General features: G+C 59.4%; 17 protein-coding genes. 7 read left to right on the top strand and 10 right to left on the bottom strand.

Annotated features, from left to right (window positions below):
- Positions 1-26: 26 nt before the first annotated feature.
- The 3 genes from HDF09_RS15930 (at position 27) to HDF09_RS15920 (ending at position 2134) form a co-directional block, all read left to right on the top strand.
- Entirely contained in the window at positions 27-842 is an 816-nt protein-coding gene (locus HDF09_RS15930; protein WP_183768120.1) for a hypothetical protein, read from the top strand.
- A 7-nt stretch (positions 843-849) separates the two neighbouring features.
- Complete coding sequence (prmC, locus tag HDF09_RS15925; RefSeq protein ID WP_183768118.1) at positions 850-1722, top strand: peptide chain release factor N(5)-glutamine methyltransferase; 873 nt, start codon at positions 850-852, stop codon at positions 1720-1722.
- Positions 1723-1783: 61 nt separating this feature from the next.
- Positions 1784-2134: a nuclear transport factor 2 family protein gene (locus HDF09_RS15920; RefSeq protein WP_183768116.1), complete on the top strand. Its 351-nt coding sequence runs from the start codon at positions 1784-1786 to the stop codon at positions 2132-2134.
- Between the two features lie 224 nt (positions 2135-2358).
- On the opposite strand, the gene HDF09_RS15915 is transcribed toward HDF09_RS15920, so the two are convergent.
- From HDF09_RS15915 to HDF09_RS15900, 4 genes are all read right to left on the bottom strand, one after another.
- Positions 2359-3612 (bottom strand): molybdopterin-dependent oxidoreductase, encoded by a 1254-nt coding sequence (locus HDF09_RS15915; protein WP_183768114.1) that lies wholly within the window; start codon positions 3610-3612, stop codon positions 2359-2361.
- The gene (locus HDF09_RS15910; RefSeq protein ID WP_260181373.1) at positions 3609-4568 is read right to left on the bottom strand and encodes a cytochrome b/b6 domain-containing protein; all 960 of its coding nucleotides are present in this window, start codon (positions 4566-4568) and stop codon (positions 3609-3611) included. The genes HDF09_RS15915 and HDF09_RS15910 overlap by 4 nt, the downstream gene beginning before the upstream one ends.
- A 113-nt stretch (positions 4569-4681) precedes the next feature.
- Positions 4682-5071 carry a hypothetical protein gene (locus tag HDF09_RS15905; protein WP_183768112.1) on the bottom strand — a complete coding sequence of 130 codons (390 nt, stop codon included), beginning with the start codon at positions 5069-5071 and terminating at the stop codon, positions 4682-4684.
- Positions 5068-6783 (bottom strand): NAD(P)/FAD-dependent oxidoreductase, encoded by a 1716-nt coding sequence (locus HDF09_RS15900; protein WP_183768110.1) that lies wholly within the window; start codon positions 6781-6783, stop codon positions 5068-5070. Before HDF09_RS15900 ends, HDF09_RS15905 begins: the two co-directional genes overlap by 4 nt.
- Before the next feature lie 160 nt (positions 6784-6943).
- Between HDF09_RS15900 and HDF09_RS15895 the strand changes: the two genes are divergently transcribed.
- Together HDF09_RS15895 and HDF09_RS15890 are read left to right on the top strand one after the other, a co-directional pair.
- The gene (locus HDF09_RS15895) at positions 6944-7996 is read left to right on the top strand and encodes a UbiA prenyltransferase family protein (RefSeq protein ID WP_183768108.1); all 1053 of its coding nucleotides are present in this window, start codon (positions 6944-6946) and stop codon (positions 7994-7996) included.
- Complete coding sequence (locus tag HDF09_RS15890; protein ID WP_183768106.1) at positions 7993-9588, top strand: glycosyltransferase family 39 protein; 1596 nt, start codon at positions 7993-7995, stop codon at positions 9586-9588. The genes HDF09_RS15895 and HDF09_RS15890 overlap by 4 nt, the downstream gene beginning before the upstream one ends.
- A 1-nt stretch (position 9589) precedes the next feature.
- On the opposite strand, the gene HDF09_RS15885 is transcribed toward HDF09_RS15890, so the two are convergent.
- Positions 9590-10915 carry a glycosyltransferase family 87 protein gene (locus HDF09_RS15885; protein WP_183768104.1) on the bottom strand — a complete coding sequence of 442 codons (1326 nt, stop codon included), beginning with the start codon at positions 10913-10915 and terminating at the stop codon, positions 9590-9592.
- 145 nt (positions 10916-11060) lie between these two features.
- Complete coding sequence (gene clpB, locus HDF09_RS15880; RefSeq protein ID WP_183768101.1) at positions 11061-13730, bottom strand: ATP-dependent chaperone ClpB; 2670 nt, start codon at positions 13728-13730, stop codon at positions 11061-11063.
- Between the two features lie 489 nt (positions 13731-14219).
- Here clpB and HDF09_RS15875 point away from each other — a divergent pair, with 489 nt between their 5' ends.
- Positions 14220-15185, top strand: a complete 966-nt coding sequence (locus HDF09_RS15875; protein WP_183768099.1) for a glycosyltransferase family 2 protein — start codon at positions 14220-14222, stop codon at positions 15183-15185.
- A 35-nt stretch (positions 15186-15220) separates the two neighbouring features.
- Here HDF09_RS15875 and HDF09_RS15870 read toward each other — a convergent pair whose 3' ends face one another.
- The 3 genes from HDF09_RS15870 to HDF09_RS15860 form a co-directional block, all read right to left on the bottom strand.
- A complete protein-coding gene (locus tag HDF09_RS15870) occupies positions 15221-16897 on the bottom strand; it encodes a S10 family peptidase (RefSeq protein WP_260181371.1) in 1677 nt (558 codons plus the stop codon).
- A gap of 125 nt (positions 16898-17022) precedes the next feature.
- A complete protein-coding gene (locus HDF09_RS15865) occupies positions 17023-19677 on the bottom strand; it encodes an ABC transporter permease (protein WP_183768097.1) in 2655 nt (884 codons plus the stop codon).
- Positions 19674-20018 carry a PadR family transcriptional regulator gene (locus tag HDF09_RS15860; RefSeq protein WP_183768095.1) on the bottom strand — a complete coding sequence of 115 codons (345 nt, stop codon included), beginning with the start codon at positions 20016-20018 and terminating at the stop codon, positions 19674-19676. The genes HDF09_RS15865 and HDF09_RS15860 overlap by 4 nt, the downstream gene beginning before the upstream one ends.
- 307 nt (positions 20019-20325) lie before the next feature.
- Between HDF09_RS15860 and HDF09_RS15855 the strand changes: the two genes are divergently transcribed.
- Positions 20326-22848 carry an ABC transporter permease gene (locus HDF09_RS15855; RefSeq protein WP_183768093.1) on the top strand — a complete coding sequence of 841 codons (2523 nt, stop codon included), beginning with the start codon at positions 20326-20328 and terminating at the stop codon, positions 22846-22848.
- A 334-nt stretch (positions 22849-23182) separates the two neighbouring features.
- Here HDF09_RS15855 and HDF09_RS15850 read toward each other — a convergent pair whose 3' ends face one another.
- A complete protein-coding gene (locus HDF09_RS15850) occupies positions 23183-25552 on the bottom strand; it encodes a winged helix-turn-helix domain-containing protein (protein WP_183768091.1) in 2370 nt (789 codons plus the stop codon).
- Between the last annotated feature and the right edge of the window lie 157 nt (positions 25553-25709).

Below are 25709 nucleotides of genomic sequence, written 5' to 3'. Positions count from 1 at the left end.
TCCCCTCTGCTAACGTAAAGTCACGCATGCGCCTCTCTCCACTTCTCGCACGCCTGTCTCCCGTCTGCCTTCTTGGCTGCTTCGCCGCTGTCCTGGCCCAGCAGCCCGCCCCCGCACTCGAACAGATCCTCTCCCGCATCGAAGCCAACACCGAGCAGTACAAGTCCACCGTCCCCAGCTTTCTCTGTGACGAGCACATCACCTCTCAGGAGATCCATGACGGTAAGCTCAAGCACGAGACCACCGTCGAAGCACTCTTCCGAGTCGCGCGATCGCCTTCGCCAGACGGCACCCTCGAAGAGTCTCGTGAAGTGAAGGCGATCAACGGCAAACCATCGAGCAGCAAAAAGCTCGATATGCCCATCTCGTTCAACGGAGGCTTCAGCGGCGCACTCGCGAAGTTCCTCTCCGCCGATCGCCGCGAGTGTTTCGACTACCAGGCCGATCGCTCCTCCCCAGCATCTCCCGGCACCGAAGCCTTCACCTTCACCGCCCGCGAATCCGCCGCGAAACAACCCGCCTGCGTCACGATTCGGCCCGAAACCACCGGCAAGTTCGTCATCGACTCATCCACCGCGCAGGTCACACACATTGAGCGCACGGTTCCGCATCCCATCGGTAAAGATCAGGCAGTTCTAGGCACAGCCTCTGTTGACTTCGCACCCGTCACCCTCAATGGAAGATCCTTCTGGCTACCCATCACGGTCGTCGCCTTCACCACCGAGACTCCAAAGACCAATGCCTTCCGCTTCACCGCGAAGTACAGCAACTACCATCGCTTCGCCGCCAGCTCCACTATCCTCCCCACAACCTCAGACTCCACTCAGCCCCAGTCAAGGTAGCCGCAGCATGACCTTCCGCCAGGCCATCACCAACGCCGCAGCCGAGCTGGCCGCCAACCCACACCTCAGCGAACACGCCCACCGCGACGCCGAACTTCTTCTCCTCCACACGCTACAGATCTCCCGCGTCACCCTCATCGCATATCCCGACCGCGACCTCTCCCCCGCCCAAGACGCGCTCTATCAGATCGCCATCAGACGCCGTATCCAGTTCGAACCCATCCAGTACATCACCGGCGAGCAGGAGTTCTACGGTCTGCGCCTCCACGTCACCCCCGCGGTCCTCATCCCCCGCCCCGAGACCGAGCATCTCGTCGAGGCCGTCCTCAAGCTGCTCCCCACAGACCGGGGTGTAAAGCTCGTCGATATCGGCACCGGGTCGGGAGCCATCGCCATCGCACTCGCCGTCCACCTTCCACTGGCCACGATCACCGCCGTCGACCTCTCCCTCGATGCTCTCGCCATCGCAGAGCAAAACGCCCGCGAGCACAACGTAGCCAACCGCATCCAGTTCCTTCCCTCCGATCTACTCGCCGCCGTCGAATCTCACGGCAAAACCTTCGACGCCATCGTCAGCAACCCACCCTACATCCCCACATCCGACAGCCTCACACTGCACCCCCAGGTTCGCGAGCATGAGCCCGCCGCCGCACTCTTCGCAGGCGAAACCGGCCTCGACCTCTACCGCCGGCTCATTCCGGAGGCCCTCGGCGCGCTCAAACCAAACGGCATACTCGCGCTCGAGATTGGCCACGGCCAGCAACAGTCGCTCACCCGTCTGCTCGCCGGATGGAACGACGTCACCTTCCTCAACGATCTCCAGCAGATTCCGCGTGTCGCCCTCGCGCGCAAGCCGAACCCATTCGACCCGAACCGATAAAATCTGTCACAATGAAACCCACGACTCTGTCGTTCGTATCAACAGTTGGAGTCCTTGTTTCATGAATAAGTCCGAACTTCAAGACCATCTCTACGCACTCGAAGAGCGTCTCCTCCATCCCGACCGAGAGGCTGACCGCACCGCCCTCGTCCCGCTCTTCGCCGAGGAGTACAGGGAGTTCTGCACCTCTGGCCGTGTCTTCAATCGCCAGCAGACCATCGACGTGCTCCTGTCCAGCACAGCTCGCGCCGCGACCATCCACCACTTCTACATCGCACAACTTGCAGAGGATGTCGTCCACGCCACCTATCGCGCCACCACCTCAGTCGCCGTCTCCCACCGCTCCTCCCTCTGGGTCTTTCGCGATAACCGCTGGCAGCTCCTCTTCCATCAAGGCACTATCGCCAGCTGACAGTGTCCTGCCGGACGGGCCCACTACGCGTGGGGCGGTCACTTCGTGACTTGTATACCCTGTTTCGTTTGACCAAACACCATTGGTCCTCCCGTTGGTCGGAGGGAAAAATTGATTCCGACCAGCGGGAGGACCATAGAAGCTCACCCTGCCCAGACCGGGACACGCGTCACGAAGTGACCGCCCTCCGCGCAGTGGGCCCGTCCGGCAGGACATAGGTCCCTCTAAAGCCCCGCGTACCAGTCGTACCCCAGCTTCGTCCAGTAGTCGTCAGGCCGCCTGTCGGTGTACGCGATCAGTCCAATCCGTTTGATCTGTTTGTAACCGTACTTGATCGGCATATGTAACCGTATCGGTGCACCGTGCCACTGTGCCAGCGGCCGACCAGCCATCTCAGTCACCAGCAGACTCTGCGGATGCATACACACCTGCAGGCTGAACCCACAGTAGTAGTCCCCATCCGGCGTCTCCATGTAGACGTACTTCGGCAGCGATCCATCCGGCTTCCTCTCCGGCGGATACTTCGCAATCAAATCCGCCAGCCGGTACCCACCCCAGTGCACTACCTGGCTCCATCCTTCGATGCACTTGAACTCCGTCACCAGCTCATGGTGCGGCAGGCTCGTGATGTTGTCCAGCTGCAACAGCAGCCCCGGCGTACCCGGCATCAGCGTGCTGCGGGACATGCCCGCCTCTTCCTGTCCACGCGGTCTTCTATTCATCTTTTTCATCGCCGCTTCAAGCTCCGACGAAATCCTCTGCGGCTTCCCCTTCGCACCGCTGCCCACCATCGTGCTGGCCTGGCCACCCGTCATCATCGGCCCCAATCCGGCACCTCCGTCTCCGTTCGGATCGGGCTTCACCGTCGCATCTACAGACCCCGCCGTCGCACTCTTCGGGCGAACCTTCGTATCGTGCTCCACCGGCCCAGCTTCCTTCTTCATCTCGTACTGATACTCCCACGCCGTCACGTCCTCCACGTACTGAGGAAGCCTCTTCGCGCCCTCCACCCCCACCATCTGCAGCCGATAACTCTCCGGTACCAAGTCCATCTTCAACCCATAGTTCCCGTTGGTCCGAAGCTCCATCGATCGCGCCACCGGATAAGTCGGTGCCATCCCGCGCTCGTCGAAGACCGCACGCGACACCCTCGCATTGAGCCGGAGCATGTGGCGCAGCGGCTCCTGCAGCCGCATATTCATTGGGCTACGATCGATCCACCGGTAAAATCCATACCCTCCCGCAGCCGTCGCAGCCGCAACCAGAAAACTCCTGCGAGTCCTCTGCCCCGACTGCGCCCTCACCTCCGCATCCAGCGCCTCTACCTCTGCGGCGCGCGAATCTCTCCGCTCCCGCTCCCCATCGCGCTCCCAATCACGTTCCCAGCTGCGGTCCAGATCGTCGCCGCGATCCTTCTTCTCCTTCTCCCACTTGCGCCTCTCCTCCTGCTCCTCGCGCTCCTCCCGTCCGTCGCTCATCCCGCCCTCCTCTCCTCTTCTAGCGAAGCCTTCGCCACCGGAACAATCTCATACCCACTCACCATCGAGCGAAAGTTATTCCACCCCGCAAGAATCACCTGACCCACATGCACCACAAAGAACGCGCAGAAGCCCATCGTCAGCCAGAAGTGCTCCCACCGCGCCATCTCATAGCCGCCCAGCAGCGACGTAATCCAGTGCACCTGCGTCGGCTTATAGATCGAAAGCCCCGTCACCAGCGACCCCAGCCCCATCAGAACAACCGACGTATAAGCAATCTTCTGCGCGCCGTTGTACTTCTTCTGCGGCGGCAATCCCTTGCGAAGATGCAGATCCACCAGCGTCACCTGGATCGCATCCAGAAAAGATCTGCGCTCCGGCACCAGCACCCGCCACTCCCCCGAGATCAACAGATACAACACATACAAGATCCCATTGATCGCGAAGATCCACATAAAAAAGAAGTGATACCCCAGCCCCTCAGTCACCCGATAGGGCGCATTGATCAGCTTCCAGAACCACGGAGGAAACAGCCGCACCACCGTCAGCGATCTAACGCCCACCCGATACACCGCATGGGGATGCTGATAGGCGTTATCAGAATCATTCCAATAGATCAGCAGCCCGCTCCAGATCATCGTGAACAGCACCGGGAAGTTCACCCAGTGCATCCACCGAATCGCCAGAGGATGCTTCTTCTCAAGCCGTATCGTCGCCACCGCAGGCTCGCTTGCTTCTACCGGCGTGACGACAGCATCCGCTACAACTGGCGAAGCCGGATCCGTCGAAGGTGCAGAGACAGCCGCAGCAACAGACTCATCCGCCGCTTGATCACTCGCCTCCACTATCGGAGCCGCAGAGATCTCCGGCGCAGCCTCGACCCTCTCATCTGTAGTCTCAGCGGCCGGCGGCAGCTCCTCGATCGGCTCACGTCTGTCTGTAGATTTCTCAGGCATTTGAGCTCCCATCGTGCACTCTCGCGCACAGCTTTTCAACCCATGAACTTCCGCATCGTTAGAGCTTTTCTCGCGGCAAAGGTTACGCGAATTTATTTTGTGTAGTGGCTGACCTACCTCAACTGCACCCGAATCCGAGCATCCGTCTCATCCACAAACGTAATCTCCTTTGCGCTCATCACCGCACGGGCCCCCGCCCCACGTCCATCCAGCAGAAAGACGGTCGCATGATCCGCATCGGTCCAGCACGCCAGCCCCTGGACGCAACCCAGAATCTGCGGCACCCCCGGAACCCCACTCCACCTCTGCACCAGGTATCGCCGCTCCGTCCCCGGCTCTTCTACCAGCACATCGTTCAAAAAGTTGATATACAGCCGTGCCCCATCCACTGCTACGCCATTCCGCTCCATCTTGCCCAGCGGATCGCGCAGAAAGATCCGCTGCCGGAACACCCCCACGAAGATCACCAGCAGCAACGTCCCACCGACCAGAATCCTATTCACTTTTTCTCCTCGTGGTACTCCTGCTCCGTGTTGATCCCCCACAGCGCAGCTTTATCTACATGCCCAGCAACAATACCATCCACGGCCGTCATCGCAGTCAACATACTGTGATCCTGGTTGTTGTACTTATGCATTCCGTTTCGCCCCACAAGAAACAGATTGTCGAACCCATCGGTAAACTCTCTCAACTCGTCGAACCGGTCATACGTGCCAAAGTACGCCGGATAGGTCTTCGGCACCCGCACCACATGCCCATCCGAAACATCCTCTGCATTCAAAATCCCGATCTTCGCCACCTCGTCAATCGCGAACTTCTTCAGCTCTTCATCCGGCATCTTCCACAGATCGTCGGTGTCGTAGCAGAAGTACTCCAGTCCAATCCAAACCTTCGTCGGGTCCGCCACCAGGTACGGGCTCCAGTTGTTGAAGATCTGTAACCGTCCCAGTACCACATCCGGCTCCTGCACGTAGATCCAAGTATCTTTCAGCAGCCCACCATCCGGCTCCTTCACCTTCAGCCGGTCCACCAGCAGCCCTACCGTAATAAAGTCGCGATACTGCAGCCCTGCACTTATCTCACGAACATTTTCGGGAATCTCTACCTCTCCCGGATCCATCGCAGATATGAGCTCTCTCATCGGCATGGTCGAAAAGAAATAGTCCCCTTCGAATCGTCGCCGACCGCCAGCAATATTTACGGCTTCAATCGCGACGATTTGTCGCGCTGCATGGGTATTCGGATCGCCACGCTTCGTAATTATCCGATCCACCTTCCAACCCATGTGAATCTCGCCGCCGCCGTCGCGAATGAGGTCCGCAACATGCTCCCACAACTGCCCCGGCCCGAACTTCGGATACATGAACCGCTCAATCAAGCTTGTATCCGTGCCCTTCTGCGCCAGGTCGCTCGTCTTTGCCTTGCCTCCAAACGCCTTCTTCAAAAAGTGCTTCACCGCCGTCGTCAGGCTCAGCCCCTTGATCCGCTGCGCCCCCCACTCCGCCGAGATCTCATTGCAAGGCGTGCCCCAGACCTTCTCGGTATAGCTCTTGAAGAACGTCAGGTAGAGCTGCCGCCCAAACCGGTTAATCAAAAAGTCTTCAAGACTCTTTTCCGGCGTAATCTGGCTCACCTGCGACTTCATGTAGCTCGTGCCAACGCGAAACGTCCTGACGATTCCCAGATTCTTCAACGTAGTCGCGGTCAACGTAATCGGATAGTCAAAAAACTTTCGCAGATAGTAGATCCTGCTCTTGCGTGGACGAATCAGCATCACCAGGTCCGGATCAGGATCAGGCGTCGCAGTCACCATCATCTCCACCGAAGCTGCTCCCTCTGATTCGTCTTCTGTCTCCTCCGAGGCATGCGGATCAATCGGCCCCACTCCGCGCAGCACAGGCTCCTCCATCAGACGCGCCGGCACTGCGACGACTCGCTTCTTCCCCTGATAAGAGATCTCCGGCTCCGATCCCGCATCGCCCACATCAGGCGGCATCAGGTCCACCCACCACTGCATCACGCGGTCGCTCTTGGAGAAGAACCGATGGCCACCGATATCCATCCGGTTGCCCTTGTACTTGATCGTGCGCGAGATTCCACCGATCTCTTCGCTCGCCTCCAGGATGATCGGTTTCACATCCGACCGTCTCAGCAGCTCCAGCCCTGCGGTTAGCCCTGCAGGCCCCGCTCCGATAATCACTGCTCTCCGCGACATGCGCCTGCCCCGCTCCAGACGCGCACACCGCGCCAAACCCAAGCTTATCGTAAACAAATCGCTCACTCCAGAGGTCAACATCATCCACTGGCTTCATCGCCATTTGCTACACTGTGCCCGTAGCCCCAAGGCAGCTGGCGAAGGAGCCCTTACAAAAAACATGCCCGAGCCTCCCCCGCTCAACGTCTCCTTGTCAGAGCGACTCCGCGCCCATCTCGCCATCGCCAGACTCGATCATTCCATCAAGAATCTCTTCGTTCTGCCCGGCGTCATCGTGCCGCTGAGCGTCTATCCGGCGCTCTTCACGCCTCATCTCTTCATTACGCTGCTCCTGGCATTTGCCGCGGTCACCCTCATCGCCTGCAGCAACTACGTCATCAACGAAGTCCTCGACGCACCCTTCGACCGCCTTCATCCCACCAAGCGCAACCGCCCCGCCGCACGCGGCCTCGTCAACATCCCCGCCGCCTACGTGCAATGGCTCCTGATGATGGTCGCCGGAATCGCCATCGGCCTCACTATCTCGCGCATGTTCGCCCTCGTCGCGCTCATCCTCTGGATCATGGGCTGCCTCTACAACTTTCCCCCCATCCGCACCAAAGACGTGCCCTACCTCGACGTCCTCACCGAGTCCATCAACAATCCTCTCCGCATGCTGCTCGGCTGGTACGCCGTCACCAGCGTCCTCGTCCCACCCGTATCGCTGCTCATCGCCTACTGGATGCTCGGCTGCTACTTCATGGGCCTCAAGCGCTTCAGCGAGCTCTCCGAGATCGGCGACCGCGCCGTCGCAGGCGCCTACCGCGCATCCTTCAAGCGTTACACGCCCGAGTCGCTGCTCGTATCGGTAGTCTTCTACGCCTCCACCGCGATGCTCTTCCTCGGAGCCTTCATCATCCGCTATCGCATCGAGCTCATCCTCGGCTTTCCTCTCGTAGCCTTCACCATGGCCATCTATCTCAAGCTCGCCTTCAAGCACGACAGCGCCGTCCAGAACCCCGAAAAGCTCTATCGCGAACCTCTCCTCATGGCCTCCTTCGCGTCAACTGCCCTCGTCATGGGCCTCCTCCTCTTCATCCGCATCCCACGCCTCGAGATGTTCTTCACCCCCACGCTACCCTCCGCCACGCCGCCAGTACTTCAGCCCGCGCCGGTCAGATACACTCAGCACGGCTCAGAGCAGCAGCGGCTTAGAACCTCCGTAAAGATATGATTTCGTCGCAGAGTTCCAGCATTGAAAGCAGATCCGACAGCCTTGCTCTCCCTTGGACGGCCGTCGCCTTTCTGATCCTCACCGCCGCCCTCTCCCTCCTCTGGTCGCACCACAAGCTCATGTCGCAGGACGAGTTCTTCGTCCTCCAGACCGACAGCGTGCCCAGCTACACCCAACTCCTCCACATCCAACGCAGCTATCCCATCTCGCTCGATCCCCTCGTCTACCACACCCTCGCGCACCTCGCGATCAGCATCTTCGGTGCAGGAGCCTTCGCCCTCAGGCTGCCCTCGCTGCTCGGCTATCTCCTCATGCAGCTCTGCCTCTTCTACTTCGTGCGCCGCATCGCCAACGACCACGCCGCAATCTTCGCAATGGCCTTTCCCGCAATGACGGCGACTCTCTTCTACTCCGCCGAAGGCCGCCCCTACGGTCTGCTCCTCGGCTTCTACGGCCTCGCCATGGTGAGCTGGCAGTGTGCAACCCGTCGCCAGTCGCAACGCACCGCCTCCCTCATCGTCCTCGCACTCGCCGTCGCACTCACGCTCAACACGCACTACTTCGGCGTCCTGTTGCTCCTTCCCCTCTGCGCCGCAGAGCTCTTTCGCACCATCCAACGCCGCCGCCTGGACCTTCCCGTCGCCGCCGCCATCCTCCTCGGCATGGCCTGCATCGGCTTCGCCCTACCGTTTGAAAAGTCCGCCGCCGAGTTTCGCAAGAACTACTACAACGCCGGAGACGTCGGCTACCACGCCATCACCCAGGCCTATCGTTCGCTCTTCCTGGACTACACCCACGCGAGCCTCAGCATCCAGCACCTCGCCGCCATCGGCCTCATCGTCTTCGCCGCACTCCTCGTCTTCGGCAGCGTGCGGCAACTACGCAACAAAGAACTCCATCTCCCAGACGCAGAGTTGGTCTTCGTCCTCGTCCTCGCCGGACTGCCCTTCTTCGGCTTCCTGCTAGCCTTCTTCGTCACGCACTCCATCGAGGTCCGCTACGTCCTCGGCGCAATCCTCGCGCTCAGCATTCTCCTGGCGATCGCCCTCTTCCCATTACTTCGCCGCACCAACACCGCCATCCTTACGTTGTCCGCGCTTGCGATCGCCATCGTATTCACGGGAGCCATTCGCATCCACGCCGAGCAGGCAAAGACCAAAGACTTCATGGCCTCGCTCACACTAAGCCCGCAGATCAAAGCCGCAATTCTCTCCAGCCCCAGCGGTCTGCTCTACCTGCAGGAGATGGGCACCTTCGAAGTAGCCAGCTACTACGAGCCCGACCCCGACGTACGCTCCCACATGGCCCTGGTCTACTCCAGCCCACAGGAGCTGCTGTGGAGCCGGCGCGACACCGAGTCGCTCACGGCGGAGCACATGCGCCACTTCACCGGCTTTCCCATCCTCTCCTACGAGCAGCTCGCCACCGAACCCGGCAACCACGTCTTCGTGCTCCTGCACAGCGGCTGGAACTGGACCGATCAGGCCCTCGCCGCCGCGCACGCCGAGATCACTCCGTTAGGGCCCGCCGTGGGAGGCGACGCAGCCTCCGTGCAATTCGCACCCGGCTCCCAATCGCAACCCTCAAAATAATCTATCCTTCAGCCACTGACGAGCCATCAAGCAGCACAGTCTCGTCAGCTTCAGCACGATGAGCCAGACGCATCAACAACACAACCAACAGCAGCGCACCAAAGTACATGTACGACTGCAGCACATTCCACCCGCGCCTGCCTGCCAGCAGATTCGTCGCCGCCAGAAAGTTGTCGCAAAGAAAAAACGACAGCCCCCACAACCACGGCCTCTTACTCTCCCAGCACCCATACGCAAACCAGAACCACGCAAAGATTCCGAACACAATGCCGTAGTGGTGCTCCCACGCCATCGGCGAGGCCGCCACCGACGCCAGCCCTATCGCAGCGATATCCGCCGTCGATCCGCGCAGCCTTCTCCATGGATACAGCAGCACTCCACCCACCAGCACCAGCGAAGTCAGCACCGTCATGCGGTACACCCACGCAACGTAAGGGGTGTAAACATGCGGCGTGTACCCCAGGTTCTCGCCGTTGAAGATCATCCGGTTCAAAGTCCCGAACATCGACTGATTCGCATCATGCGACTGCGCCTTATGACTCAGACTCGCCAGCACGCCCACATAATCAAGGTTGTTATGCCAACCAAAGACCGCCACCGACATCGCCACCAAAACAACAGAGCAGATCAGGAACGCCCACATCGCGCCCCATCGCCTGCGCACCGCCATCCACACCAGCAGCAGCACATATTGCGGTTTCACAAACGCAAGCAGCGCTGCCACCACACCCGCCTCGCGCTCGCGCCCCGACGTCCATAGGTAAAGCATCCACGCAAAGCCAAAGGAGAGCATCGTCTGGGCATTCCCCAGCGCATATCCTTTGATCAGCGGATAACATCCCAGGCAAGCGAGGATCACAGCAAGGATATCCATCCAGCTCAGATCCGCGCCGCGCCTCCGCAACAACCTGCGCCCCATCGCCAGCGACGCCGCCGCAACCCCAACCACCGAAAGCCAAGAAAACACAGCCAGTAGACGAAGCATCGCCGCATCGCCCACCCCAAGCCTGCGCAACGCAACCAGCGGCAGCTCGCTCGCCAGCGAGTAGATCAGCGTGTCATACAGCGGAGCCGCATAGATCGGCTTCGTAGGATTCGCGTCAAAGTAATCCAGCGACTTCATCATCGGCAGCCACGAGTCGGTCCACTGACGCAGGTGGATAAAGTCAGCGACATCACCCTTGATGCTGCCAGGATTTCCCAGATGCAGCGCGCGGCACAGCCCCCACTGAACGACATTCGCAAGAAGAAGACTGCACACCACAAAAAGAAGCAGCCTTCTGCTGTGCGTGCCCCCGCTGGAGTTGTCCACTGTTTTGACCGTCACGCTCTCACTCTATCAAACGGTCACACGCCATCAGGAGAACCAATATGGAGCTTCAACATAACGCCGCAAAAACTCACTCGCAGCAAGCAAAAAAAATGGGCCCGCCATGGCAGACGGGCCCATCATCCTTACTACGCACTTCACTTCACGAAACCGCAACCTCGCGCCCCTGCACCTCGAACTCAAGGCCATTCTTCCCCGCGGTCACCACCACATGGTCCCCATGCAGCACGCTGCCGTCCAGAATCTTCACCGCCAGCTTGTCCTGCACCAGCCGCTGGATCGCTCTCTTCAAAGGACGTGCCCCATAAGCCCGGTCGTACCCGGCCTTGAAGATCGCCTTCCTCGCGCCATCGGTCAGCTCGAGCGTAATCTTTCGATCCGCCAGCAGCTTCTCCAGATCCTTCAGCCGCAGGTCGACGATGTGAGTCAGTTGCTCATCGGCCAGTGGATGGAAGATCACAATGTCATCCACGCGATTCAGGAACTCCGGCTTGAAGTGCTTGCGCAGCTCATCCATCACGCGGACCTTCGCCTCTTCAAATCCCTCTTCGCCCTGCGCCCACGCGGTCGACAACTGCCCCGCGCCGACGTTCGAAGTCATGATCAGCACAGTGTTCTTGAAGTCCACCGTCCTGCCCTTCGAGTCCGTCAGCCGTCCATCATCGAGCACTTGGAGCAGCACATTGAACACATCCGGATGCGCCTTCTCAATCTCATCAAACAGAATCACCGAATACGGCCTGCGTCGCACCGCCTCGGTCAACTGTCCGCCCTCGTCGTACCCAACATACCCCGGAGGCGCTCCAATCAACCGCGCCACCGCGTGCCTCTCCATGTACTCGCTCATGTCGATCCGCACCATCGCGGCCTCGTCATCGAACAGGAACTCTGCCAGCGCCTTCGCCGTCTCCGTCTTCCCCACGCCCGTAGGCCCAAGAAAGATGAACGAACCAATTGGCCGCTTCGGATCGCTCAGTCCCGCACGCGAACGCCGAATCGCATTGGCCACGGCACTCAGCGCCTCATCCTGCCCAACCACACGCTCGCGCAGACGCTCCTCCATCTGCACCAGCTTCTGCGTCTCGCCCTCAAGCATCTTCGAGACCGGAATCCCGGTCCACTTCGACACCACCGCGGCGATATCCTCCTCGTCGACCTCTTCCTTCAACATCCGCGAAGGCCGCTTCGTCACGCCGGCAACAGCGCCCGACTTCGCCTCCTCCTCATCCTCGCGAACCGCGGCATCCTGCTCCGCCGTCAACTCGCGCAGCTCCGCCTCGAGCTTCGGAATCTCGCCATACTGCAGCTCCGCGGCCCTCTGCAGATTGCCCTTCCGTGTCTCTTCGCCCATCTGGAACCGCAGCGACTCCAACTGCTCCTTCAGCTCCGCCATCTTCCCGATCGCGCCGCGCTCCTTCTGCCAGCGCGCCCGCAGACCAGCCGACGCCTCCTTCACCTCGGCCAGCTCACGCTCCACAATCTCCAGCCGCTCCTGCGAGCCTGCGTCCTTCTCCCGCTTCAACGCCGCACGTTCAATCTCAAGCGAAGTAGCCCTCCGCTCCAGGTCATCAATCTCCACCGGCACCGAGCCGATCTGAATCGCCAACGCCGCCGCAGCTTCATCAACAAGGTCAATCGCCTTATCCGGCAGAAACCGATCCGAGATATACCGATGGCTCAACACCGCCGCCGCCACAATCGCCGAGTCCTTAATCCGAACCTTGTGGTGAGCCTCATACTTCTCTTTCAGCCCACGCAAAATCGCAACCGTATCCTCAACGTTCGGTTCGCCGACATACACGATCTGGAACCGCCGCTCCAGCGCAGCATCCTTCTCGATGTACTTCTTGTACTCACTCAGCGTCGTCGCGCCAATCGCCCGCAGGCCGCCGCGAGCCAGCGCAGGCTTCAGCATGTTGCTCGCATCCAGCGAACCCTCGCTCGCACCAGCACCTACCAGAGTATGTAACTCATCGATGAACAAAATGATCTCGCCGTTCGACTCTTCGATCTCCTTCAGCACTGCCTTCAGCCGATCTTCGAACTCCCCGCGAAACTTCGCCCCGGCGATCATCGCGCCAAGGTCCAGCGAGCACACGCGCTTGTTCTTCAGAATCTCCGGCACATCGCCCAGAAAGATCCTTCGCGCCAACCCTTCAACAATCGCAGTCTTGCCCACGCCCGGCTCACCGATCAGCACAGGATTATTCTTCGTCCTGCGACTCAGCACCTGCACCACACGGCGAATCTCCTCGTCCCGCCCAATCACCGGATCGAGCTTCCCACGCCGCGCCAGATCCGTCAGGTCCTTCGCGTATTTCTCCAGCGCCTGAAACTTCCCTTCAGGATTCTGATCCGTCACCCGCTGACTCCCCCGCACCGCACTCAGCGCCTTCAGGATCGCCTCATGCGTCCCCCCCAGTGCCGCCAACGCCAGCTGCACCGGATCATTCTTCGCCTTCGACAAGGCCAGCAGCAGATGCTCCGTCGACACATACTCGTCCTTGAAGTTCTCCGCCTCTTTGAACCCCTGCTCCAACACCTTCTGCAATGCGTTTGACAGCCCGGGCTGCCCTCCACCCTGCACCTTCGGCAGCTTCTCAATCGCCGAGTTCACCCCCGCCAACAGCTGCTCCACCGGCACCCCAATCTTCTCCAGCACCGGGATCACCACTCCCTCGCGGTCCTCCAGCAGCGCCGCCATCAGATGCAGCGGCATCACCTCCGGATTGCCATTCTCCGCGGCATGTCCACTAGCAGCCTGCACCGCCTCCTGCGACTTCAACGTCAATCGATCCCACTTGATCGCCATAACCCCTATCTCCTCAACAAATTTTAGCTTTTCGCTTAAATTAGACGCATCAGCGCACCTATAGGATGCGAAAATCTGATAACAAGTCACTCATATTCCACGCGCCACATCCGACCACCTTTATGCTCTCCGAGCATGGCTTCGGCCAGGAAACAACGGCAGATAAGACCGAAATCGCTCTACGCTTTGGCAACCGGCCCTCTCGCTTACAGAACCATCCTCCTCGTCATCCTCCGCTCTCTTCAAGCCCTCGCGAAACCAATCCCCTGATAGAGGGGAGCCTCGAGCCAAAAATGACATCAACAGGGTTAGCTGCTAACTCAAAATCCGTCTGTGCCTTGCGAAGTATTTGCTGCACACGGCGGTATAAAATCTGAGCAGTTTAAAGTCGCACCCGGACAAGATTTTCTGCACTAATCCTTGGGTCTCGTCTCTGTAGTTCACATCTCATAGCGTCCCGCCGATCAGGCAAGGCTGCCGGGGAACTGGATGACCCTCTCAGTTGTAATGCCTCTCTATAACGCTGAGGCCTTTCTCCACGATGCCATCGCCAGTGTGCTCCGTCAGACCTGGACCGACTTCGAACTTATCGTAGTGGACGATGGCTCAACCGACGGGTCGCTCGCCCTGGCAGAATCTCTTGCGCAGACCGATGGTCGAGTTAAAGTCTTCAGCCAGCGAAACGTGGGCACAGCCTCCACCCTCAATCGTGCGATTGAACTCGCGTCGTCGGAGTGGGTCTTCCTCATGCACTCCGACGACATCATGCATGCAAATCGTCTCGAGCGCCAGCTCGCCTTTCTCCACGATCACCCCGAACTGGCTGTCGCCAGTAGTCTCGTCCGCCATATCGACAAAAGCGGAAGAGTCATCGGCCACGACAACTCCTTTCTCTTTACCCATAAGGAGATCGAGACAAGGATCCGCCACAACAAGCTCATCGGCTTCAACCATCCCGCCGTCGCCCTTCGCAAAAGCATAGTGCAGAGCGCCGGAGGCTATCGCCAGGAGTTTTGGCCGGCAGAAGACATCGACCTCTGGAATCGCCTCGCCGAGCAGGGTCACAAGATTCTCGTCCAGCCCGAGATCCTCCTCGACTACCGCATCCACGACGGCTCAGCCTCAATCTCTCGCGCGCGCCTCACGCGAATCAAGATGCGCTGGCTCAAAGACTCCATGCTGCGCCGCCGAAGAGACGAACCTGAGCTCACCTGGGAGCAGTTTCTCGCCTTCAACCGCAAGTCTCCATTTCTGAAAAGGATCAATGAGGATCGAGTCGACTTCGCACAAATCTTCTACAAAGCAGCGGTGGGACACTTCGCCGGCAGAAGGTATCTCCTAACCGCCGGAAGTGCAACGCTGGCCATCCTCCTGCGCCCGACGTGCGTTCTCACAGAGATAATCACCAAGTCGAAGTGGCGAATAAATCGTAACGGGAACAGGTCACCCCTCTAACCCTCCACTCCTCAGCAGCAGCGCGCGGCACGAGTCTACTTCCCGTCTTCAGTCCCCCGGATGAACCCTGCCACATCCGCATGGAACTGCTTCAGCACGTCCTCGTTCACATACACCATGTGCCCGCTCTGGTAGTAGTGGTAGCTGATATTCGCCTGCAGCTTCTGCGGAATCTGCAGATGGTGCATCTCGAACTTGCCCTCAAAGTAAGGCGTCGCCAGGTCGAAGTACCCACCCGCCAGCATCACCTTCATCTTCGGGTTGGACTTCATCGTGTACGCCAGGTCCGGCATCACGTTCGTCCCACCCTCCTGCTGATTCGCCGGCGGTCCCCCCGGAGGCTGGTGCCGCAGATCCCACGAAAAGTCAGGATCCACATAAGCCCCCGGCTTGTACGTCTGGTTCTCGCCATACTTCAACTCCGTCCGCATGTACTGGTTCAGCGCCGCCGTATACGCCGACGAGATCGCATTGCTCTGCGGGTCATACTCCGCATCCGCGCTCAGCGGATCGATATCCGGCCCCTTGTACCGCGTATCCAGCCGCCCCGTCGTCGTCTCATCATCCAACTGCAACTGCTTGCTGAACGCAGCTCCGGACACCCGAAGATTCGCGCGCATCAAATAAGTCACCGGCAGCCCCGTATATTGATGCAGCTTCTCCGCCACCGCCTGCTTCCTGGTCTCCGGCAGCTCCGACCCCAGCAGCAACGCGCTCATATAGTCGCCCAGCGCATACTGCTCCACCTCAGTCAGAAACGGGTCCAGCGCCGCAGGCTGTGTCGGCAGCTTGTGATGATAGAACGCGCTCGCCGCAAACGTTGGCAGCCCCAGCGCATAAGCCTGATCCACACCAGGGTTCCACTTCGGCCCATCGATGCTGTTGTCGAAGCTCAAAATCTGCGACAGCAAAACAATCCCATTGAGATCCACATTCTGCAAAGCAGCCGAAAGCACCGCACTACGCGGCGTCCCATAGCTCTCGCCAAACAAATACTTCGGCGAGTTCCACCGGTTGTACTTGGTCAAAAATCTGCGAATGAACCGGTCGAACGCATGCGCATCCTGGTCCACGCCCCAGAACGCCTTCTCTTTGTCCTTGCCCATAATCCGGCTGAACCCGGTTCCTGGCGCGTCAATAAACACCACATCGCTCACGTCCAGCAGGCTGTACTCATTGTTGACGATCTTGTAAGGCGCGCCCTCATCATGCTGCGCATCGGTGGTCACAACGCGCTTCGGCCCAAACGAGCCCATATGCAGCCACATCGTCGCCGACCCCGGTCCGCCGTTGTACAGAAACGTCACCGGCCGTCCCACAGGCGCATCCTTCTTGAAGTACGCGACATAAAACATCCGCGCCGTCGCAGGAGCCTCCTCCGGCTTGTCCGGATCGGGCGTCTTCTCTCCCGTATCCGGCAGCAGCTTCCCGTCCAGCCCCAGCATCGCGTCCTGCGCGTCACTCGACCCCACCGTCAGCGTCCCCGCCACCGCACGGTAAGCGATCGCCTGCCCACCCACCGTCACCGAACCATCCGTAGTCGAGTCCGAGGGCGGCTCCGCAGGCTCGACCACCGGCGTCCCCGTCACCACCAGCTTCTTATCGCTCTTCTTCTCGCTGTCCTTCTTCTCCTGCGGCCCAGCCCCCATCGCCATCGCAGAGGCAAGCAACACACCACAAGACACACTGGTCCGAACCAGATTCCTCGACATCCTCGCACTCTCCCAAAGGCATATTTCCAGTGTCAGCAGTATATCCACAACGATTTCGCAAACACTAATGCAATCTCAATTGCGTTTCGATCGTGTGCCCCATCCGTTGCAAAACAACCCCCGGATCACTCCGCCCGCAAAGCCTCCATCGGATTGATCGAAGCCGCCCTTCGCGCCGGAATATAACTGGCCAGCAGAGCCGCGGCAGCAAGCAGCAGCGCCACTCCACCCAACGTTCCCACATCCCAGGTCTGCACGCCAAACAGCACACTGCGCAGCAGCAGAGTAGTCGCCAGCGAGCACACCAGCCCCAACGCGATCCCCACCACCGCCAGCCGTCCACCCTCCTTCAACACCATCCGCTGCACCATCTCCCTCTGTGCCCCCAGCGCCATCCGCACCCCAATCTCCCGCGTCCTCTGGCTCACCGAGTAAGCAATCACCCCATACAGCCCAATCATCCCCAACAGCAGAGCCATCCCCGCAAACCCACCCACCAGCCACGCCGACGAGCGGTGCAGATAAGCCGTCTCCGACTCATTGATGTAACGCAACATTGTCGATTCCTCCGAAGTGCCGATCCCTCTGTCAAACTGGTGAATCGTCGACACAAGCGTAGGCAGTAGCGTCCTCTCATCCTGAGTCGTACGAACAATCAGATTGAAGTCCGTATCAGGACTCTGATCCGCGGGATAGTAGACCGCAGGAAGAGTCTCCTCATCGAGCTTTGACTCGCGCAGATCATCCACCACCCCAACAATCTCCTTGATCGACTTAGGCGACAACGTGGTATCGCCAATCCTCGCGCCCACAGGGTCCTGACCGGGAAAATACCGCTTCACAAGAGCCTGGTTGACGATCACAACACGAGGCTTTGTACCATCCTCGTCCGGATTAAAGAAACGTCCACGAATCAGCTTCGTCTTCAAAGTCGAAAAGAAGGTCGCGGTCACGTCGCGCTCATTCACTTCATTATGTTCCCCGTTGTAATCACGCCCAACAAATCGTATCCAATCCGTGTTGCCGTTGTAGGTGACCGGAAGCACGCTCGTCGTCGCCACTGAAGTCACGCCCGGTAGAGCCGCGATGCCATTCAGAAGTTGCCTGCGCGCTGCCACTATCTGCTCATCCTTCGTATATGTTTTCTCCGGCAAAGCGACCGAAAGCGTCGCCAGGTGGTCGGGCTGAAAGTTCAACTCGACATGCAGCAGATGGTAGAAGCTTTTGCCCAGCAGCCCAGCGCCCACCAGCAGCACTGTCGCAATCGCAAGCTCCAGCACAGTTAAATTCGCGCCGATCTTCCGCCAAAGCACTCCCGCCGACCCCCGCGAACACTCCGTCAAACCCTCCCGCATCTCGCTGAATGAGAGTCGCACAATCGGCGTCAGCGAAAAGATCACCGTGGCCAGCGCCGCAATCGCTAGGGCAAAGCACACAGCGTGAAAGTTCAGTCCCAGCCCGCGAAGATATGGCATTTGCAGCAGCATGTCCTTCGGGATAAGTCGCAGCAAAGCCTGTGAGGCAAGGACCGCAAAGACCAGCCCCAGCAGCGTACTCCCGAAGACAAGCAGAACACCTTCGGTTACAAATTGCCGAGCCAGCCGAAGCGGCGAAGCCCCCAGCGCTCCCCGCACCGCAATCTCCCGCCTGCGGCTCTCCGACCGCACCAGCAGCAGACTCGCCACATTCACGCACGCGATCAGTAGAAGCAGCCCCGCACCCGCCAAGAGAAGAAGCAGAATCGGACGAATATCCCCAACGAACGCCTCAGTTAGCGTCTGCACCGTCGCCCCCTGCCCACGGTTTGAATCGGGATACTGTCGTTCCAGTTGCTGCGCAATGGCCTTCGTATCTGCAAGGGCCGCCGCAACTGAAACTCCATCGTTCAGCCGCGCAACGCCCACCAGCCCATGGCAACTGCGCCTTAGATCGCAACTGTTTGAACCACCCGCATGCATAGTTGTCCAGAACTCCGCATTATTACGAGGCGCAAACTCGAAGCTGTCGGGCATCACGCCCACAATCGTGTATGACGTGCCACTCAAAGAAACAACCTGCCCCACAATATCTTTCCGCCCGTCAAACCGCCTCTGCCACGCCGAGTAACTCAAGATCACCGTTCGCGGGGCGCTCAGCAAATCTTCCCCGGCATAAAAGTCGCGTCCAAGCAAAGGAGCGACGCCCAGCGTATGAAAGAAACCATCCGTCACGCGCAGGCCGGGAACAGGCTCAACCCCCGACGGCGTGGTCAGCAGATAGCCCGCCCCCTGGTAGGCATCCAGCGAACGAAAGCTGTGATTCATCTTCTTCCAGTCGAGATAGTCGGGATAAGAGAGATTTGCATGGGGAAACACCGCAATGCTCTCCGTCACATCGACCAGAGTTCGTGGATCCTGGTAAGGCAGCGGCTTCAACAACGCAGCATCCACAAACGCGAAGATCGCGACACTCGCAGCAATCCCGAGCGAAAGCATCAGCACCGCCGTAGTCGTGAACCCCGGATTCTTCCCCAACTGCCGCAGCGCAAAGCGAAGATCCTGCCACAGCGTCTCGAAGAAAGGAGCCGTGCCCCGCTCCCGATAAGCCTGCCGCGTCTGCTCCAAACCGCCAAGCTTCAGCAGCGCATCCCGCCGCGCCTCCTCCGCCGTCATCCCCGCGCGCACGTTGTCGTCGATATGCATCTGCAGATGCCCTTCGATCTCGCTGGCAAACTCCCGCTCCCGCCGCCCGGCAGAGAACATCCCCACCAATCGTCGCAACGCCGCACGCAACCTCTTCATGCCGGATCCTCCGTCCCTCCCAGAAACCGCGCCAGGATCGCCGTCGTCTGCTCCCAGTTGCTGGTCTCTCGCTCAAGCTGCTTCCGCCCCACCCGCGTCAGCTTGTAAAACTTCGCCTTGCGATTGTTCTCCGACACCCCCCACTCCGACACAATCGCCCCCTCCTGCTCCAGCTTCAGCAACGCCGGATACAGCGTCCCATAGTTCAGCGAAAGCACATCGCCGCTGGTCTGCTCAATCCGTCGCGCGATCCCGTACCCATGCAGCGCGCCCATGCTCTCCAGCGTCTTCAAAACCATCAACGCCAGCGTCCCCTGCCACACATCTGCCTTCTCACCCATTCCAAGCGCTCCTATTGCCTTCAAATAGGAGTATGCACTCGCCTCTATTGGAAAGCAATACAAGAGAAGCAAAGCATCCCCGAACCAAAGCTCCTCAACCAGCACCGCTGCTTCGATCCACCCCAGACCCCGCCCGAACCACTGTTCACTTGCGAACGAAGTAGTCCGTTTCCGGACAAATTCACCTCCACCACCACCGCAGCCCACCCGCATCCGCAGAAAATAAATAACTTACAGCGCGACCTGTTTGGTAGAAAACGTGCCACCATCTTTGCGTAAGCCCCTGTCCGTCCGGAGGATTCTTTTTATGCAGACCCTGCTCCAGAACCTGCGCTTCGCCATCCGCCAGCTACGCAAGTCGCCAGGCTTCGCCCTGACCGTCGTGCTCACCCTGGCCCTGGGCATCGGCGCCAACGCAGCCGTCTTCACCCTCTTCGACCAGGCCTTGCTCCGGATGCTGCCCGTCCAGCACCCTAAAGAGCTCGTCCGCTTCGAGTGGCATGGCGGCTTCTCCGGTTCGGCCAGCAGTTTCGGTGGCGATCTCAACAACTACTTCTCCTACCCCATGTACAAAGACCTCCGCGATCAGAATCAAGTCTTCTCCGGAATGATTGCGGCGATCAGAGCCAGCAGCGGCATCTCCTGGCACAATCAGGCCGAGGACGAAGATGTCGAACTCGTCAGCGGAAACTACTTTGACATGCTCGGTCTCAAGCCCGCCCTCGGACGGCTGATGAACGCTCAGGACGACACCGCGAAGAACGCCAATCCTGTCGTGGTTCTCAGCTACGACTACTGGAAGACTCGCTTCGCCGCATCCCCCGACGTCATCGGCCAGACCGTTCTCATCGAAGGCCATCCCTACACCATCCTGGGTGTCGCCCCAGCCAACTTCCAGTCCGCCATCGGAGGCTACAAGCCCGGCGCCTTCATGCCGATCAGCATGGTCGAGATCGTCCTGCCCGGAACCGCTCCCCGCGACAACCTGAACAATCACCAGTCCCTCTGGCTCACACTCGTCGCTCGCCTCAAGCCGGGAGTCTCTCCCACTCAAGCCCAGGCATCGCTCGCACCTCTATGGCACAATCTGCGAGCGTACGAGCTCACGCTCTACAAGAACAGAACAGAGCACTTCAAAAAACGTTACCTCGATGACTCTAATCTCAAGGTTCTCGACGACTCAACCGGCTTCGCCCCCGACCGCATGGATCTCAAGACACCCCTGATCATCCTGATGAGCATGGCCGGGCTGTTAGTGGCGATGTGCGCCATCAACGTCGCAACCCTCCTGCTCCTCAAAGCCTCCAGCCGGGCCCGCGAGATGTCCATGCGCTACGCCCTCGGCGCAAAGCAGAGCCGGATCGTCGCGCAGCTTCTGCTCGAAGGCGGACTCCTCGGACTAGTCGGCGCAGCAGCCGGCCTGCTCATGGCTCCGCTCGTTACCAACACCCTGGTACGTCTTCTCACCAGCGCCAATCCCGGCGAAGAGCCATACTCCAGCGCCATCGATGCCCGCGTGCTCCTGTTCACGCTGTCCGTAGCTCTGGTCGCAAGCCTGCTCTTCAGCATGGCGCCCGTGCTGCACTTCCTCCGTCCCGACCTCGCCAACGCGCTGCGCCAAAGCACCGGAACCGCCTCCAAAAGCTCGCAGAGATTCCGCAAGGTCGCAGTCGGCGTACAGATCGCGCTCAGCGTACTGTTGCTCGGCGGCGCAGGTCTCTTCGTCCGAACGCTCAACAATCTTCACCACCAGCAGGTAGGCTTCGACACCAGCCATCTGGCCACCTTCAGCTTCGATCCCTCAGACTCCGGCTATGGAGCGGACCGCATGATCCCCACCGTGACCAACGCCCTCGATGCCGTGCAGCGCATTCCCGGCGTCCTCTCCGTCGCGGCCACCAACGATGCAGAGCTTACCGGAGACTCCCACTTCAGCGGCTTTTCAGTAGAAGGCCATAAAACCACAGAGGACGAGAAGAAAGACTTCGAAGCTCCCTGGATCACAGCCGGTTACTTCGCCACGCTGAAGCAGCCGTTACTCGTCGGAAGAGAGTTCACCGTCGCGGACTCGCACGATGCTCCAAAGGTAGCCGTCGTTAACCTGACCTTCGCGAAGCGATTCTTCGGATCCGCGCAGAACGCCCTCGGCCGCATGATCTCCGAAGGTGGAGACACTCCAACTCCTCCCGACACAACCATCATCGGCGTCGTAGGCGATATCAAACATCAGAATCTGCGCACCGACATGGGCATGGCCGTCTATCGCCCCTATCCGCAGATGCCGCATCCCCTCGGAGTCAAGATCTACGCACGCACCACCCAGTCTCCCGAGATGGTCGAATCAGCGATCCGCCAGGCCATCCACGGAATGGATCCCACCCTCGTCGTCGACGGCATGCGAACCATGGACGAACAGGTCGATCGCGTCACCGCCGATGAACGCGCGCTGGCTCTCCTCGCAGTCGGCTTCTCCGCACTCGCAATCCTGCTCGCAGCTGTCGGACTCTACGGCGTACTCGCCTACTCCACCGAACAGCGCACCCGCGAGATCGGCGTCCGACTCGCCCTGGGATCGCAGCGAAGCGGAGTCGTCATGCTCGTACTCCGCGAGATGTCGATCATCGCCGCAATCGCCATCGTGGTCGCGTTACCCTCCATCGTCCTCGTCGCCCGACTCTTCCGCAGCCAACTCTACGGCGTCACCACCGCCGACCCCATCACTCTGGCCGGAGCAGTCCTTCTAGCCGCAGTCATGGTCACACTAGCCGCAGTCCTCCCCGCCCGCAGAGCCGCCTCCATCGAACCCATGCAAGCCCTCCGCACCGAGTAGCCCCGTAATCAGAGGGGTGAGTGTACCGGGACACGCGTTAGGTCGGGACCTGAGACATTCGTTACATGCCCCTTGCGGTGTTAGGAGTTACAACCAATCTTCTGTTCTGCAACTGGTTTGAAATATCGATCCCGCGTCACGTCCGGCCCAAGCGAGGAGTAACTGCCGCTAAGCGCGTTTCTCGTTACTTATCCAGTTGTGAATTCGTAAACCGAGATCGATGAGTGTATTGCCCAGTTATCGCCAGCTGAAATCAGCTCGGAGGATTGGCGAAAGTACGACTTTTAAGTTGCGACAAGCGAGAAAGCCCAGAGATGATGCGAAATCTTTCTTGCTATTGCAACTTCGCGTATTCCGCTTTGGCTTGTTGCAGGACAGGAATATCCGGGTCCGCGTCCTGCCAAAGCGTAAGGAAATCCAGATAGGCCGCTTTAGCCTTGGGGATGTCGCTCTGCAACACGTAAGCGCGACCCAGACCGAGATGGGCGAGCGCACCGATGGGTTGGTTCAGGACGAGGCCGCGATGATCGAGAATCTTCTGGAACTCGGCGGCAGCCTGGCTACCCTGACGCGCAGCCAGGTAGGCTTCGCCACGCACAAAGACTGGAAACATCGCGGTCCAATCCAAATCAGTGGTTCTCGTCGCCCCAAGCTCATAAGGTGCTGCGGCCCCAAGACTCTGAATCGCGCCAGAGACATCTCCTTTGTTGAGCGCAAGCTTTCCACGGACGGTCGGCAGATAGTTGAACTGCACAATTGTGTCTTCCGGAAACCTCTTGTCCAGATCATCGGCCAGCGCTTTCGCTCGCGCATCATCTCTGGCATAGGCAAACGTGAGCGCAACAAAATACTGCAGATCGCGGCCGCTCGAGAGCTTCAATGCCAAACTGCCGCGTCGCCGTGCTTCGCCGGTGTTGCCGAACCAGGCTTCCCTCAGTCCGGAGGTGCCAGAGTAGACGGCCGGCGCGTCCTTCTCTCCTGCGCGTTGGGCGTTATCCATCGCGCGGCGGCTAAGCTCGCGGGCGTCTATAAGGTGCCCGGAATAGGCGGCAGTATCGCCTTCCATATTTATTATTTGGTGTCCCAACCTCGGCAGCGCCTTCAGTTTTGCAGCGTGTTGGGCCATCCCCGCCGTATCGTTCTGCGCGAAGGCAAGGTCATACATCGCGACATCGATGAAAGGGTTAGACAGTCTGCGTTCAAGAGCCTTTGCGTAGAGGGCCTTCGCCTCATCGAAACGATTGAGAGCGGCATGCGCACGAATGTTGAAAGCGTAGGCGAGGGGAAAGTCAGGACGCAGACGAACTGCCTCGGAGGACTCTTCGACTGCTCTTTCATACTGTCCAACGACCGGCAAAACCGCCGCCCCCAGGTAAATGCGCGGCATCTCGGAGCGTGGATAAGCCTGGATCCAGAGATCGCAGGCCTCAATGGCCTTTGGGATGTTGCCGCTGACGCCTTTATGGTAGGTGGCTGTAATCCAATACTTCTCCGCCTCACTGACCCGGCCGCGCAGTTCATACGCCTTTGTGCGGTAGTCCACAGAGAGGCTGGGTTCAAGACTAGTGGTAGCCATGACGCCCAGGTAGGCGTATGCCACCGCAAAGTTGGGGTCGAGTTCGACGGCTCGTTTGAAAAACGGCGTCGCCGCGTCCGGACCTTTTGTCCTGACAGTCTGCATGGCGGAACTGTAAGCTTTCAGAGCCTCCAGCGAAGGTGTCGTCGCCTCCTCCAAAGGGGTATCAAACTTCCGTATCGTGCTGAGAGACTCGCCCAGCTTATTCCGTATCTGGACGGACACCTTTCCAAGCGCATTAAGCACATGGTTCTCGTCACTCGCCTGTGCCTCTGAGCTCGCCAGCGTCTCTCCGCTTTTGCAGTTGACCGCCTTGAGCGTCAGAAGATACTGGGTGCCAATCTTCGCAATCGAACCGTCGAGCACCACGGCGCTGGCCGTCCGCTGGCAGACCTCCCGCGCAACTGCCGGTACCAGCTTCACATCCACGGGCTGGCCCATCAGGCCGAGGGTCTGCTGGATCTTCTCGTCAGGGATAATACTGAGAAAGGGTGACTGTTCCAATTGCACGGAGAGCCCCTGTCGCAGCGTGCCGTCAAAGACCGGGTCGCCGGTGGCGTTGGCGAAGTCCGCAAGGACGATCGTGTCTTTGTCCGTTAACGCGTGTACCTTGTGCGGAAAAAACATCCGGCTGCCGACAGTCAGTCCGATTCCGATCATCAGTATCGCGGCACCAGCGACCAGCCACCATCGAGTGGCTTTCGCGCCCGTTTTCAAAGGCTCCAGATCGTCGCGCCGTGCATGGTCGCCAAATGTAGCGGCTTCCGGTTCCGCAGCTTCAGGAGCGGACTCAATCCGGCGAACTTCAGGAACGAGGAATCGATACCCTCGCTTTGGAATCGTCTCGATGTATCGGGGATCTTCGGCGTCATCGTCCAACGCCTCTCGAAGTTTACGAACCGCCACCCGAAGGCTACCGTCAAAATCAACGAAGGTATCGTCCAGCCAGAGACGGCTTCGAAGTTCCTCCCGACTGATAACTTTACCCGGGTTTTCCAAAAGGGCGACGAGGAGGCGGTAGGGTTGCTCCTGCAGCTTAATGCGTCTGCCGTTCTTCAGGAGCTCTCCCGAGGCGACGTTTACCTCAAACGGACCGAATTGATAGACAATTTCGGGATGTGTCTGCACACTTAGGCACCCCAAGCCGTAGAGGATCGATGAGGAGTCGAGTCTACCACCGCGCTATCACGGTTAACAGGTCATCGTTACCCACTTGAGAAACATGAACTTAGCAGTTAACGAAGTCTTCACGGCCAGTTCCTTTGACCTTGTGGGCCGTTTGAGT

Source organism: Edaphobacter lichenicola (assembly GCF_014201315.1).
Lineage (GTDB): Bacteria > Acidobacteriota > Terriglobia > Terriglobales > Acidobacteriaceae > Edaphobacter > Edaphobacter lichenicola_B.
Note: the sequence above shows the minus strand (reverse complement) of the source record. Positions and strands in the feature narration are given on the sequence as shown.

Bases quoted from the DNA above. Each gene is read 5' to 3' on its own strand.
- HDF09_RS15930 (WP_183768120.1), top strand. From the start codon at position 27: ATGCGCCTCTCTCCACTTCTCGCACGCCTGTCTCCCGTCTGCCTTCTT.
- prmC (WP_183768118.1), top strand. From the start codon at position 850: ATGACCTTCCGCCAGGCCATCACCAACGCCGCAGCCGAGCTGGCCGCC.
- HDF09_RS15920 (WP_183768116.1), top strand. From the start codon at position 1,784: ATGAATAAGTCCGAACTTCAAGACCATCTCTACGCACTCGAAGAGCGT.
- HDF09_RS15915 (WP_183768114.1), bottom strand. From the start codon at position 3,612: ATGAGCGACGGACGGGAGGAGCGCGAGGAGCAGGAGGAGAGGCGCAAG.
- HDF09_RS15910 (WP_260181373.1), bottom strand. From the start codon at position 4,568: ATGCCTGAGAAATCTACAGACAGACGTGAGCCGATCGAGGAGCTGCCG.
- HDF09_RS15900 (WP_183768110.1), bottom strand. From the start codon at position 6,783: ATGTCGCGGAGAGCAGTGATTATCGGAGCGGGGCCTGCAGGGCTAACC.
- HDF09_RS15895 (WP_183768108.1), top strand. From the start codon at position 6,944: ATGCCCGAGCCTCCCCCGCTCAACGTCTCCTTGTCAGAGCGACTCCGC.
- HDF09_RS15890 (WP_183768106.1), top strand. From the start codon at position 7,993: ATGATTTCGTCGCAGAGTTCCAGCATTGAAAGCAGATCCGACAGCCTT.
- clpB (WP_183768101.1), bottom strand. From the start codon at position 13,730: ATGGCGATCAAGTGGGATCGATTGACGTTGAAGTCGCAGGAGGCGGTG.
- HDF09_RS15875 (WP_183768099.1), top strand. From the start codon at position 14,220: ATGACCCTCTCAGTTGTAATGCCTCTCTATAACGCTGAGGCCTTTCTC.
- HDF09_RS15870 (WP_260181371.1), bottom strand. From the start codon at position 16,897: ATGTCGAGGAATCTGGTTCGGACCAGTGTGTCTTGTGGTGTGTTGCTT.
- HDF09_RS15865 (WP_183768097.1), bottom strand. From the start codon at position 19,677: ATGAAGAGGTTGCGTGCGGCGTTGCGACGATTGGTGGGGATGTTCTCT.
- HDF09_RS15860 (WP_183768095.1), bottom strand. From the start codon at position 20,018: ATGGGTGAGAAGGCAGATGTGTGGCAGGGGACGCTGGCGTTGATGGTT.
- HDF09_RS15855 (WP_183768093.1), top strand. From the start codon at position 20,326: ATGCAGACCCTGCTCCAGAACCTGCGCTTCGCCATCCGCCAGCTACGC.